The sequence below is a fragment of the Mycobacterium parascrofulaceum ATCC BAA-614 genome, assembly GCF_000164135.1.
GTDB classification, from domain to species: Bacteria; Actinomycetota; Actinomycetes; order Mycobacteriales; family Mycobacteriaceae; genus Mycobacterium; species Mycobacterium parascrofulaceum.
Genome location: NZ_GG770556.1, coordinates 179,435 through 192,056, shown reverse-complemented (window position 1 = coordinate 192,056; position 12,622 = coordinate 179,435). Strand labels below are relative to the sequence as shown.

Here is a 12,622-nt window from a genome sequence, read left to right as displayed (position 1 = left end):
CACCGATCCTTCGGGCAGCAGAGAATTGCTGTTGAACTTCGACACGGGACGGCTCCTTACTCCTTCGAGTTGAATGAGGTCTGTTCGACCGGCGACAATGCCGTCGGCGACGATGTCTTGGTGGTCTCGTCGAGCTCGGACGGCGACGACGCTGCCCGTATCGATGCGGATGCGCTCCGCGACAGCCAACCGATCCATCACGTCGGAGCGGGTATCGCCGCCGTGCAACGCGATAACGGTGGCGCCCGCCTGCAGGTATTCGCGTGCCAGATCTAGATAGTCTTCGCCGTGCGGCCCCCAGGCATCCCCAGAGTTGACCTCGATCGTCGCGATGTCCGACGCCGCGTCGTGTCCGGACGGCGGCGGCAATCTGCGGTCGTCAAGCTTGATCGCCTCGGTATGCAGCGGGAGATTCAAAACCCAGTCTGTCAGGTTGGAATCGGGTACATCGTCGACAGGAACGTCCGCGAAGTCCGCAATTGCGTTGGCCGCCAATGCCGGCTCTGTCTTAGCCAAGCTGTCCAGCGATACCACGCCGGCACGACTGAGATAGGCCACTGCCACGCGCGATGGCGAGAGGTGCAGTCGCTGGGAAAAGGACTCCCACCAGAGTTGGCTGCGTGCCGCTCGCTCTTGCAGGCGCGCGACACTGGGCCGCCGGCTGCGACTGAACCCGGCCAGGGCATCAGAGACGGGCTGGCCCTCAACTGTGTCGAGGTAGTCGACAAGTGCGATGGCACTTTCGAGGGCCACCTTGGTGCCCGAGCCCAGCGACGGGTGCACGGTCGCCACCGCGTCACCCAACAGCACTACATTGCGGTAGGACCAACGGTCACATGCCAACGTGGTGAAGTGCGTCCAACGTGAGCGGTTGCCGAAGAAGTGGCCGCCCTTGAGCAACGCGCCGAAGGCCTCGGACAGATAGTTCAAAGCCTCCTCATCGGAGGAGGATTCCGATTCCCACGTGCGGTTGACGAACCCGGCGCGCTCTAGCGTGTCAACGCTGGCTTCGATGACGAACGTCGAAAGACCGGGGGCATAGGGATAGGCATGCGCCACAAATGTCCCAGCCGACGTCTGTACCGGATGAAAGACTGTGCCGTCCAACTCGATGTCAGCGGCGCACCAGATGAAGGCGCCGCGGCCGTTGGACTGATGGACGCCCAGCTGCGGCGCGAATCGTGCGCGGGTTGAGCTCGATAGCCCGTCGGCTCCGACAACGATGTCGGCTTCTTCCGTCAAATCATCGACATGGACGCTCTTGCCGATGTTGACGTCGGCGCCGGCCTCTGCGGCACTTTCGAGCAGTATCCGGAGCAGTTCCGAACGCCTGATGGCACCGCTATGGAACTGCCCGAATTGCGTTGTGCCCTGGGGAAGCCGGAAGCTGGCGGAAGAGAAGGGGAAGGTAGCCGCCATCAAGCGATCAAAGACCACCGGATCGGCTACTTGCACGGCGTGCAACAGAGCCCTGGTCAGACCGACGCCAAATCCGAAAGTATCATCGGGCGGCAGCGTTTCGAAAACCTCGATCTTCCAGTCGGGGTGACGCGAGGCTGCTAATCTGGCGGTTAATGCGCCGGCGGGCCCACCGCCGATGATCTTTACGAGCATGGTGTCTCTATGCCTCCGTCAGAAGATTTGTGCAGGTGATGGGAAGAGGCTTCCGATCAAGCGAAGACGATCAGTCACCGGCGCCGATCACGTTGCGCAACGTGTCGACCCCATCGATCCGAACATCAACGTGATCGCCGGCCTGCAGGAATGCGCCGTTAACTCCGCCTTCGATCGCGGTGCCGGCGGGTGTGCCCGACAGAATCATGTCGCCAGCGCTCAGCGGAATGAATTCGCTGATATAGCTGGCGATTCGGCCAAATGAATGGGCCATCTGCGCGGTGCTGCCCGACTGTCGTAACTCGTCGTTGACATGACAGGTGATCGAAAGATTGTCGACGGGCGGGTAGTTGACGACCATCCAGGGCCCGCAGCTATTCCCGGTGCGAAAGTTCTTAGTCAACGACCAGGTCAAGGGTCCATGGTCAGTTTGTGCAGCGCCGAGTGCTGTGTCGCGGATACTGAAGTCGTTCCATGCTGTATATCCCCAGAAACGAACGGACAGCTCGTCGCGCGCATCGCTGCCGAGCACCACGGCCACTTCAGCTTCGTAGTCCAGGTATTTGGTTCCTGGCGGAGGTACGATCGTGTGGTTCGGTCCGACCACCGTGCCGGGAATCACGTAGAACCCCCAGGGCGGCGCATTGTGGGCAGCTGAATTCGTCACGGAATCAGGCAGATTCAGCACCCCGGACATCTTCGAGGCGTGGGTCGGAAAGTTACCGCCCATTGCAAAGATCCGAGAGCCCGGATCGGGCAACGGGGGTTCGAGCTCCAACTCATCCAGGGGTGTCAGCGGGAGATCATGAGTACTGCTGTCCCAACACCCAAAAGCATGCTCGGCAAGCAACCGAAGCGTCTCGCGCGCCTCGGTCCACCGCTCAATCATCGGCAGCCAGCTCTGCCGCTTGTCATCAAACAAAGCCTGAACCCCGTCGGCGAGGTGGGGCTTCGCAACGCGCAGCGTCTCGCCGGCTGAAGAGATGTCGAGTACCTCGAGGCGCCCATCGGCCTCGAGTATCAGGCCGGTGGCACCACCGTGTGCGCGGACGAGCCTCATCCTCGCTCGCCTCGATCGTCGGCGAACCGTCGGGAGGCGGTCATTGTTCGCCGTCACACAGAGCGCGGAACAACGCAGCCGGCTCAGCGTTGCCGCGGCCTGCATCGCTGAGCCGGTGATAGCGATCTGCGACGATCTGCGACAAATCAGTGGGAGCACCGATTTCTCGGGCGAACGCAATGACCTCGTCGACATCCTTCAATGTCATGTCGACGGTGACAAGTGTTGCATCGAAGTTACCGGCGGCGATCATCGGGGCGCGGATCTGAAACTGCCCCGAGGTGGCGCCGGGGCTCGCTGAGATGAGTTCGGCGACCTGGCTGAGATCGAGACCCGCACGTTGGGCATACACCATCGCCTCGACGGCGGCCGTGACGTGGATGGTCGCCAAGAACTGGGCGACGAACTTGATCTTCGAACCGTTGAATTCGGTCCCGACATAGGTGACCTTGGGGCACATGGCCTGCAGTACCGCTTCGTAAGTGAGGTACGCGTCACGGTCGCCGCTGGCATAGATCATCGCGATCTTCATAGCCACCATCGGTGGCGTACCGCTGACTGGCGCATCGATAAATTGAGAACGCCTGTCGATCAACAGCTTCCGCGCGCCTTGCTTGACATCCAAGGGCAGGGTGCTGCACTCGATGACGGGTGGTACTGCACTGGCTCGAAGAATTCCGTCTGGGCCGTCGATGACGTCCTGAAACGCCGCTGCGGACGGCATGCAGGTCACGATGACGTCGGCGGCTTCGGCCACGTCGCGGGGCGAGCCGTCTCCTGCAACAGCGCCGCCGGCGGCAATCAATTCCTCGGATCGGCCGCGCTTGGTGGAGATGACACGAAACCCGGTGTCAAGCAACCCCTTTGCCAAGGGCAAGCCCAGCCGGCCCACGCCGATGAAACCCACTGTGAGCGCACTCATGTGAAACTCCTCTGATCAAGACCACGACGAAGATCCGCCGCGCCGGTATCAGCTGTCGGTGACTGCAAAGGTCTCGTTGAGATCCGCTCCCAGCAACGCATCGGGTGGGGGCGGACCCATCAACTCGGCCGGTGGCGCGCCGGTGTTCCATTCATCGACGGCGTGTGAATCAGCGACGGTCCACGTGCGCGGCACGTAGGTGGGGTCGTGGAGGATGATCTCCTCTTCCACCGAGTATTCGAACCAGTAGCCCTCGGCGTCGCGGAAGTAAAGAGCGATGTTGTGTCCCGGACCGTGCCGCAACGGGCCCCATTCGATGCGTACATCGTTGGCTTGCAGAGCTTCTGCGGTGGCGTAAAAGGAATCGACATTCTTCATGCTGAACTGCAAATGGTGCAGCGCCGTGGCCGGCGTCCTCACCAACACCACATCGTGATAGAGGTAGCGGCCAGGGGAACGCATGAAACCCATCACTTGCACTCCGCCAGGACCCATGATGCGGCTGGAGTACAGCTGACCGAGGGTGTCGAGCATGAAGGCTTCCTCGGCCTCGAAATCGGCAGCTCCAAGTCCGAGATGATCGGCGACAACGGGTTCGGGCCCGCCGGTCTCAGGTGCCTCGATGAGATGGGCAACCGGAATTGCAGTGCTCACGCCTGTCGTCAACTCGAGACAGTGACCGGCCGGCGTCAAAACCCTGACCGCGGGCGCTCCCTCCCACCCGGCCGATTCAAGTTTGGATACCTTGGCGCCCGTCGCCTCCAAGCGGCTGACCGCTGCGTCGAGTGTCTTGGCATCGTGCACGAGATAACTCACGTGGTGTAGCCCGTGATCGGCGCCGGGTTTGTAGACCAGGGAGTATCGATCGACACCGTGCGCACTGAGATAGTGAGTACCGTCGGGATCGGCGTGGACGAGCGAGAATCCCATCCTTTCAGCCGCGAATGCCGCGGCCGTCTCCGGGTTTTTAGCGTTCAGTGCGATGTAGTTGACACGCTCGATGCCGATTGGTGACAACGCTGCCTCCTGCTGTTGGGTTGATGTCGCAACGCGGCTGCTTGTTCGGTGTTGCCTCCAGCCGGCAGGTGTCAGCTTACGGTGACGCCGACTATTTGACAATAGCGTTGGGTACCCCTAACGTGACTGGCATTACAGCGATTCTCGCGCACAAGAACATCGCCTGGGAGGAATTCTGTGTCCGCAATGACCACCACTGACGAGGCCCTGGAACCGGATACAGAGGAGCAGCTGATCGCCAAGGCTGCGCAGTTGTCCACGCTGCTCGCCGAGCACGCCGACGAAGCGTCGCAACTGACCCGCCCAGCTGATACGGTCATCGAGGCGCTTCGTGACGCCGGCATGTTCAAGCTGACGACGCCTCGATCACGCGGCGGCTACCAGGTGTCGCTACAGACCTTCATCAGGATCGGCGAAGAGTTGGCGCGCGGGTGTGCATCAACGTCGTGGGTCACCAGCATCTACAACGGCGGCATCTATATGAGCTGCACCTTCCCGGACCGGGCGCTCGACGAGGTGTTCGCCGATGGTGCGCCTTTGATGTGCTCTAACTTCACACCCTCAGGGCAGGCCATTCCCACCGATGGCGGCTATCGCATCACGGCCTCGTGGCGGTTCTGCAGCGGCCAGCATCACGCTGACTGGGGCCTGATGGCCTCAATGATCGTTCGCGACGGTCAAGATCCCGAGCCCGCCACTTTCATCATCCGACGCTCCGACATGGTGGCCGCTGACGACTGGCACGTCAGCGGTCTGCGCGGATCGGGATCCAACACACTCTCGGTTGAGGATTTGTTCGTTCCTGAGCACATGGTGCAGCCCATCGCGGTTGCAGCCATGGCGGAGACCCGTTCTGAATCACTGGCCTCCGATAGCTACTTCAAGGTACCTCATATCCCGTTCTTTACTGCGGGAGCCACCGGTGCCCCACTCGGAATGGCGAGGGCGGCAATGGATTTGTTTGCATCCAGAATTCACAAGCGTGGTATCACGTACACGACTTACGCCAAGCAGTCCGACGCGGTGGTCACGCATCTGCAGATGGATGAAGCGATCATGAAGATCGACGAGGCGCGCTTCCATGCCGAGCGGGCCGTCGAGACCGCCTTGAAGGTCTCTGAGAACCTCGCCGATGTGGCGAGCCGGGTGCGAATCCGCTCGGATGCGGCCTGGTGCTTTCGCCGCAGCCGTGAGGCGATCGAGGTCATCCGCCAAGCCGCCGGCGCGAGCGCTTTGACCCTGTCGAATCCGATGGGCCGCATCGTGGATGACATCGAAGCGCTCACGGTGCACTCGTTCCTCGTGTTCAGCACAAATTCCGAACTGCACGGCCGGGTCCGCTGCGGACTGGCGCCGGACGTGCCGTTCTTCTGATCTGTCGGGCTCACCGATCACCGCCGTCGCACCGAGGAGCGAATTCCGCGTGTCTATGTCAGACCGGGCCCCTGATAGCTCGTCTCTGTTGACACGGAGTTCATTCCGAGTGGTGATGGCCGATACTGACGCGGCGCAGGTTATCTACTTCGGAGCCCCGCTGCTATGGGCCGAGCGGCTGGTTTCCACCTGGCTCGCCGACGTGGGCTGCGGAACCTTCGACGCGCTGGCCAACGGGTATGGTCTGCCCGCCGTGCGGTGCGAAATGGAATACGCGTCAGCGCTGCGGCTCGATGATCGAGTGCAGGCCACATTGTCGGTCGACACGCTCTCGGAGCGATCGGTCACTTTTCGTTCCGAATTCACCAAGGTCGGCGAAACGAACCCGGCGGTGATCGTGCGTGTGAAGCAGGTTCAGGCCGCTGTCGATGGGTCCGGTCTCCGATCGGTCCACCTGCTTCCCAAGTTAGCTGAAGCACTGAGCAATACGGCAACACGGACGTAATAGCAGCACTAGGTAGGGACAGATGACTCAAACCACCACCGGGCATGCGCCGGCATCGGCCGGCTATCAACCCTCGGGCAGGGGCCGTGCGGCGCTCGCGATCGACTTTTGGCCCGCACGCCTCCCCGATGGCGTTTCCGCGCGTTCGGAAACCCTGATCACCTTCGACGGCGAAGTCACCCGCGGAACGCTGTATCAACCGCCTGCACGCGCACGCACCGTGTTCTGCCTGATGCATCCACGTCAGGACCTTCGTCAACACCCGCTGATCCCCGAGTTACTGAGATCGGGGAGCGCGGTATGGGCACAGGTGGGGCGTGATGTCGGCAACGATTTGCGGCTTGTGCACGAAAACGCGTTACTCGACGTGGCCGCAGCGATGGAGTGGCTGCGGCGGGAAGGCTTTGAACACATCTTCCTGATCGGCCATTCCGGAGGCGGCGGCCTCTACTCGTACTACGCAGAACAAGCAGAAGCGCAACCGGATTCGCGAATCTCGCGTACCCCGGGCGGCGCGCCAACAAAGCTCGGGGATGCGCCGATGCCTGCACCCGACGGTCTGGTACTCATCGCTCCGCATCCGGGCCAAGGCAAACTCTTGCAGGCGGCCATCGACCCATCGGTGACCGACGAAGCCGATCCTTTCTCGGTTGATCCGGGCCTGGACCCCTTCGATCCTGCCAATGGCTTTGGAACCGCTGAAGAGGGCGGCTCACAGTATTCGGAGGCTTTTGTTATCGCCTACCGGAACGCGCAGGCGGAGCGGGTGGCCCGCATCGACGCGCGGGCGCGCGAACTGATTGCCGAGCAGCTATCGGCCCGCAAGAAGATCAAGGCCGGTACCGCTACTCGCGCGGATAAGCGCCGCAGCATCCTCACCCCGGTCATCACCACCTACCGCACCGACGCAGACCTCCGCTGTACGGACCTGCGGCTGGACAAATCCGAGCGGCCCTACGGTTCAGTGATCAGCGCCAAGCCGTCAGTGTCAAATTACGGCGTCAACGGGTTCGGTCGGCTGACCACACCCGAGGCGTGGCTGTCGACATGGTCTGGTCTGTCGGCCAACGCATCGGTGGCCCGCTCCCTGGCGGGTGTATCCGTGCCAGTACTCATCATCGAGTTCACCGGTGACTGCTCGGTGTTTCCCAGCGACATCAGCGAGGCGATGGCGAGTGCAGCGTCTGTTGACGTGACCCATCATCCGGTTCGCGCCGACCACTTTGGTCGACCGCTCGCCGGTGGTGAGCCTGACGGTATGCCGTTGGCGGGACACAAGATAACCACGTGGGCCAGCGAACGGGCTTCGCGATGATCGAAATCGAAGACGTGGACATCGCGGACAAGGTAACTCCTTATCCTGATTCGTTGGCCGCGCGCTATCGGGCAGCCGGGTTCTGGAGGCCTCGGACGCTGTGTCAGGAATTGCAGGAGTCTGTCGAACGGTTTTCCGATCGGCTCGCTGTGGTCGATCCCGGTGTCAGCTTGACCTACGCCGAGCTGGGAGATCTCACCGATCGGATTGCGACCGGCTTGCTTCAGGCGGGTCTGAAGCCCGGCGAGCGTGTCTTGTTCCAGACGACCAATCACGTCTGGGCCGTGCTGGGGTGGTACGGCGTGCTGAAGGCCGGCCTCGTTCCGGTTGCGACGCTGGCCCAGCATCGTTGGCACGAAATCAGTGCGATCGCCGGGCAGTGTGCGCCGGCCGCGCACTTGTACGAGCCCGGGTTCGCCGGTCATGATTTGCGTAGCCTCGCAACAGAAATCGCAAACGCACAACCGAGCCTGCGCATCAAGATCACGGTCGGAACGACCGCACCTGCCTCCGACGAACTTTCGATCGAATCGTTGGCCGAAGCCAACGAAACTACGGGTCAGCAGCGACGTCTCACCATAGAGCAGGTGCAACGCCAACTCTCCCCGGAGGGTCTGGCGGTGCTACAACTCTCCGGCGGAACAACGAGTGTGCCCAAACTCATTCCGCGCCTAAGCACCGAGTACTGGTACAACGCCGCTCAGTGGGGAGACGCGATGAACATGGACTCGACCAGCGTTGCCGTGCATCTGCTTCCGTTGATCCACAATGCCGGCATCGTGTGTGCCCTTCACGCGGCACATTCAGTCGGGGCGTGTTTTGCCACCAGCCCCCCGGATACCGCGGCCTTCTTGCGGTTGGCGTCGACCGTAACTATCACCCACATGCTGATGACGCGACCGATCGCGCGTGTCATTGAGGCTGATACACGGCTGCGAGCGGCCCTGGCAGGGCTGCGCACGATCGCGTGGGCTGACCGCTCAGTGCCCAGCGCAGTGATCGACGAGTACGAGACCGGAGCGTGCAGGGTCATCCAGATGTTCGGTATGGGCGAGGGCATGTGCATGTTCTCCCCACGCGACGCATCGGCGGAGATCCGGCACGGCACACAGGGAACCCCAATCTCTTCCGGGGACGAGGTGCGGGTCCTCGAACCTGGCAGTGAGCGACACGTACCGCCGGGAACATCGGGGGAGCTGTGCGCCAGAGGTCCATACACCATCCGCGGTTATTTCGCTGCCCCGGAACGCAACGCCGAAGCCTTCACTTCCGACGGCTTCTACCGTACGGGCGACATCGTCACAGAGATCCTCGACGGCGACAAGTCCTACTACCGACTCGAGGACCGGATAAAGGACCTGATCAATCGGGGTGGCGAGAAGATCAACGCCGAAGAGATCGAGCTGTTACTACTCAGGCACGAGGGGATCGAGCGTGCGGCACTGGTGGCGATGCCCGACTCGCGTTTAGGCGAGCGGGCCTGCGCCTTCGTGGTCTTACGTCAGGGATCTGAGGCAATCGAGCTCGAGACCATCAAGCAATTCCTTTCGGATCAAGGCGTGGCAAAGTTCAAATGGCCTGAGCGCCTTGAAATCCGAGCTGAACTCCCGCTGACCAACATCCACAAGGTGAATAAGGCGATTCTTCGCGAAGAGATCGCGACATTGCTCACCGACGAAGGGTAATCGTCGATGAAATGGGTCACGCGCCAGACGGTGCACCTCGATCGTGTCGCCTCACCGTGGCTCATCAAACGCTTCGTGGATCCGGAGGCGCATTTCCTCTTTGTCGATGCCGACGGGCCGTGGCCCGAAGACGCCACACCGTTCGCACTTCCGGGCGCAGCGTTGGGGATGCATGATCACGACGGAACGACTTTCGACAAAATTCTGCGCGCTTACCGCTTGCAATCACCGGTCCTGGCGGATATGGCCGCTGTCATTCGCGCGGGCGTGCACCACGTCCTGCAAGAAGATCAGGGCGATACCCCGGACTCGGTGATCCAACTCGGCGTTGCATGGGCTCTCTTATCGGAGGGCCTTATGCTTCAGCGCGGCGACGACCAAGGGATCATCGATGCGTCGATGGAGGCATACGACGCACTTTTCGCCGCGTTGTGGGCTCGTCGACTCGATGCCAGGAGTGGTCGAGAAGTCTTCTGGGAACGTATGGCCTCGCTCAGATCGCAGTGGCAGCAGGAATCTCCACTGTCTTTCGGGCAAGCTTGACGGCGGCCAATCGCGAACCGTACCGGTGCTGGCGGGCGTTGCTCTGCTGGTAGGGGATCAGCGCTTTTTATCGGCCTCGTCGAGCAAGCGCTCGAGGTAGGCGACATCCTGACGGAGCAGCGACAACGCGGCTCGCGGTCCAGTCGCCGCTGTCGCCCGGTTCTCCGCCTGCAGCACGCTCGCCACTGCCATGTCGGCGACGTCGGTGGCGACCTGCTCAGCGCTGGCCGCGTCGTCTTCGTGGAACCACCACGCTACCCAGTTGCACATACCGATCACGGCCAACGCGGCGATCCGCGGATTCACCGGGCGAAACTGGCCTGCGTCAATGCCAGCTTGGATGACTTCGATGAGGTTGCGCAACATCTTGCGCTTGGTGGTCTCGTGAACCTTCGCCAGATCTTCGGGCAATTCGGCTTCGGAACGAGCCAGCAGTAAGAAGCGCGTGGGTTGCAGGGCACGGTTATGCGCCATCAGATAGGCGACCTCGGACAGTTTCTGCACAGGGTCGATCGTCTTGTTGGTTGTCACTTGCAGGATCTGCGCCGTGTTTCCCGCCGTGATCTCGGTGACGAGCCTGGAGAGCAGATCTTCCTTGCTCTTGACGTAGTAGTAGAGAGCCGGACGGGTGATGCCCATGGCGTCGGCGATATCTTGGAGACTGGTGCCGGCGAAGCCGCGCTCGGCGAAAAGCTTGGCCGCGGTTTCGTACATCTGGTTTTCGACTAGCTCTTTGCGCATGCTGGCTGCCGGCGGGGACTGCGCATTGCCGTTCCCGGTTGCCTCACGCGCCGCGGAACCCGACGCAGTCTCTGTAGCTTTCGCCATCGAACCATCTTAATTGCCGAAACGCTCAATCTTCGGAGATCTGGACGCGCGGTGCGCCAAGAGTCCCCACGCCACGCTCGCCGAAGACGCGCGGCACCCATCGGGTCATCCTGCGGGGCGGTGAACAGCCATCCGTCGGGTGTCTCGGAACCGCAAGCTGGTGTCGCGCCCGTGATCGAATCAACGATACAGTCAACTATCAGTCGTAGGTGTAAACTCATCTCGTTCACAGCTGCTCTGACTCAAGGAGTCGACACATGGCCATCGCCGTCCAAATGCCGACGCTCGGCGAGAGCGTCACGGAAGGGACAGTGACCCGGTGGCTCAAGCGGCAGGGGGACACCGTCGCCCTCGACGAGCCTCTGCTGGAGGTGTCGACAGACAAAGTTGACACCGAAATACCGTCCCCGGCGGCGGGCGTGCTCACAGAGATCCTCGCGCGCGAGGATGAAACCGTCGCGGTGGGCAGCGATCTGGCGCTCATCGGTGAAGCTGATTCCGTACCCACCGGCGTAATGGTCGACGACCGGCCGCCGCCGACTCGTGTCGGCGCGCCGCCCGAACCCGTCCAGGGGCCCACGCCCGACAGGAAGTCCGGATCGGAACTCGACGCCGCAGAGCAGGCCGCCAGCCCGGACGCTGAGACGTTGTCGGTGACCATGCCTGAGTTGGGCGAGTCGATCACCGAGGGCACGGTGACTCGCTGGCTGAAGAACGTCGGCGACTACGTGGAAGTGAATGAAGCGCTCGTAGAAGTGTCCACCGACAAGGTCGATACGGAGATCCCGTCGCCGGCTGCGGGGACGCTGTTGGCCATCACCGCCGCTGCAGACCAGGTCGTCCCAGTCGGTGCCGAGCTGGGCAAGATCGGCGCGGCGCGGACACTTTCATCCGCGCCACCGCGAGCATCAGAGGCGCCACCACAATCCCAACGAGAAGCTCAGACGGTACGAGAACCGGCACCGCAGTTCGTAGCGGCCGCGGAGCCCAGTGACGATCCCGCGCCCGGTGCCGATCCAGCAGCCAGGCTCGGCCCCAAGCCCGCCGCACCGCCCGCGCCGGCACCGGTGGACGGGCGCTCCACTGCCGGACACACCCACCCAGCAGACCGCAGTCAGCAAATCTCACCGTCGCGTGCCGATGCGCCGGTGCGCGGCACGGCCCAGAAGGCCAGCAGGATCCGCCAGCTCACCGCCGCAAAGACCCACGAATCGCTCTTGAGCACAGCGCAATTGACGCAGACCCACGAGGTCGACATGACGGCGATCGTGGGGCTTCGGGCGCGGGCAAGAAAATCCTTCGCCGAGCGGGAAGGAGTTAACTTGACGTTCCTTCCGTTCATTGCGACCGCCGCGATCGATGCGTTGAAAGCCCATCCCAACATCAACGCCAGCTATGACGAAGAGTCCAAAACCATTACCTACCATGACGCCGAACACCTTGGTTTTGCCGTCGATACGGCGAGGGGACTGCTGGCGCCTGTGGTGGCCAATGCGGGTGACCTCTCGCTGGGCGGGTTGGCCCGGGCAATCGTCGACGTCGCCGCGCGGGCGCGTTCTGGCGACCTGGCTGCACACGAATTATCGGGTGGAACCTTCACCATCACCAACATCGGCAGTGAGGGTGGGCTGTTTGACACGCCGATCCTGGTGCAACCCCAGGCGGCGATCCTGGCAACCGGAGTGATCCGTAAGGAACCCAGGGTGGTGCTCGACGCCATCGGCAACGAGTCAATCGGCGTGCGGTCGGTCTGCTACCT

Annotated in this window: 11 protein-coding genes; 6 read left to right on the top strand and 5 right to left on the bottom strand. The window is 62.3% G+C overall.

What is annotated here, in order from left to right:
• From HMPREF0591_RS20780 to HMPREF0591_RS20765, 4 genes are all read right to left on the bottom strand, one after another.
• A partial coding sequence (locus HMPREF0591_RS20780) for an FAD-dependent monooxygenase (protein WP_007170593.1) occupies nucleotides 1-1,614 on the bottom strand: 1,614 nt, incomplete at its 3' end.
• Nucleotides 1,615-1,684: 70 nt separating this feature from the next.
• Nucleotides 1,685-2,674, bottom strand: a complete 990-nt coding sequence (locus tag HMPREF0591_RS20775; RefSeq protein WP_007170592.1) for a fumarylacetoacetate hydrolase family protein — start codon at nucleotides 2,672-2,674, stop codon at nucleotides 1,685-1,687.
• Between the two features lie 40 nt (nucleotides 2,675-2,714).
• On the bottom strand, nucleotides 2,715-3,596 hold the full coding sequence (locus HMPREF0591_RS20770; protein ID WP_007170591.1) for an NAD(P)-dependent oxidoreductase: 882 nt from the start codon (nucleotides 3,594-3,596) through the stop codon (nucleotides 2,715-2,717).
• Nucleotides 3,597-3,644: 48 nt separating this feature from the next.
• Nucleotides 3,645-4,613, bottom strand: coding sequence for a VOC family protein (locus tag HMPREF0591_RS20765; protein WP_040623470.1), 969 nt, complete (start codon nucleotides 4,611-4,613; stop codon nucleotides 3,645-3,647).
• 186 nt (nucleotides 4,614-4,799) lie between these two features.
• Here HMPREF0591_RS20765 and HMPREF0591_RS20760 point away from each other — a divergent pair, with 186 nt between their 5' ends.
• The 5 genes from HMPREF0591_RS20760 to HMPREF0591_RS20740 all read left to right on the top strand — a co-directional run bounded on the left by HMPREF0591_RS20760 (nucleotide 4,800) and on the right by HMPREF0591_RS20740 (nucleotide 10,035).
• Complete coding sequence (locus HMPREF0591_RS20760; protein WP_007170588.1) at nucleotides 4,800-5,987, top strand: acyl-CoA dehydrogenase family protein; 1,188 nt, start codon at nucleotides 4,800-4,802, stop codon at nucleotides 5,985-5,987.
• Nucleotides 5,988-6,102: 115 nt separating this feature from the next.
• A complete protein-coding gene (locus HMPREF0591_RS20755) occupies nucleotides 6,103-6,492 on the top strand; it encodes an acyl-CoA thioesterase (protein WP_007170587.1) in 390 nt (129 codons plus the stop codon).
• Between the two features lie 22 nt (nucleotides 6,493-6,514).
• Entirely contained in the window at nucleotides 6,515-7,807 is a 1,293-nt protein-coding gene (locus tag HMPREF0591_RS20750) for an alpha/beta hydrolase (protein WP_007170586.1), read from the top strand.
• The gene (locus HMPREF0591_RS20745) at nucleotides 7,780-9,492 is read left to right on the top strand and encodes an AMP-binding protein (protein ID WP_007170585.1); all 1,713 of its coding nucleotides are present in this window, start codon (nucleotides 7,780-7,782) and stop codon (nucleotides 9,490-9,492) included. The genes HMPREF0591_RS20750 and HMPREF0591_RS20745 overlap by 28 nt, the downstream gene beginning before the upstream one ends.
• A 6-nt stretch (nucleotides 9,493-9,498) precedes the next feature.
• Nucleotides 9,499-10,035 carry a chromate resistance protein ChrB domain-containing protein gene (locus tag HMPREF0591_RS20740; protein WP_007170584.1) on the top strand — a complete coding sequence of 179 codons (537 nt, stop codon included), beginning with the start codon at nucleotides 9,499-9,501 and terminating at the stop codon, nucleotides 10,033-10,035.
• 57 nt (nucleotides 10,036-10,092) lie between these two features.
• Here the strand turns inward: HMPREF0591_RS20740 and HMPREF0591_RS20735 are convergent, their stop codons facing one another.
• Nucleotides 10,093-10,863 (bottom strand): TetR/AcrR family transcriptional regulator, encoded by a 771-nt coding sequence (locus HMPREF0591_RS20735; protein WP_157137527.1) that lies wholly within the window; start codon nucleotides 10,861-10,863, stop codon nucleotides 10,093-10,095.
• Nucleotides 10,864-11,120: 257 nt separating this feature from the next.
• Here HMPREF0591_RS20735 and HMPREF0591_RS20730 point away from each other — a divergent pair.
• On the top strand, nucleotides 11,121-12,622 hold a 1,502-nt coding region (locus HMPREF0591_RS20730), incomplete at its 3' end, for a 2-oxo acid dehydrogenase subunit E2 (RefSeq protein WP_007170582.1).

Bases quoted from the DNA above. Each gene is read 5' to 3' on its own strand.
- HMPREF0591_RS20775 (WP_007170592.1), bottom strand. From the start codon at position 2,674: ATGAGGCTCGTCCGCGCACACGGTGGTGCCACCGGCCTGATACTCGAG.
- HMPREF0591_RS20770 (WP_007170591.1), bottom strand. From the start codon at position 3,596: ATGAGTGCGCTCACAGTGGGTTTCATCGGCGTGGGCCGGCTGGGCTTG.
- HMPREF0591_RS20760 (WP_007170588.1), top strand. From the start codon at position 4,800: ATGACCACCACTGACGAGGCCCTGGAACCGGATACAGAGGAGCAGCTG.
- HMPREF0591_RS20755 (WP_007170587.1), top strand. From the start codon at position 6,103: ATGGCCGATACTGACGCGGCGCAGGTTATCTACTTCGGAGCCCCGCTG.
- HMPREF0591_RS20750 (WP_007170586.1), top strand. From the start codon at position 6,515: ATGACTCAAACCACCACCGGGCATGCGCCGGCATCGGCCGGCTATCAA.
- HMPREF0591_RS20740 (WP_007170584.1), top strand. From the start codon at position 9,499: ATGAAATGGGTCACGCGCCAGACGGTGCACCTCGATCGTGTCGCCTCA.
- HMPREF0591_RS20735 (WP_157137527.1), bottom strand. From the start codon at position 10,863: ATGGCGAAAGCTACAGAGACTGCGTCGGGTTCCGCGGCGCGTGAGGCA.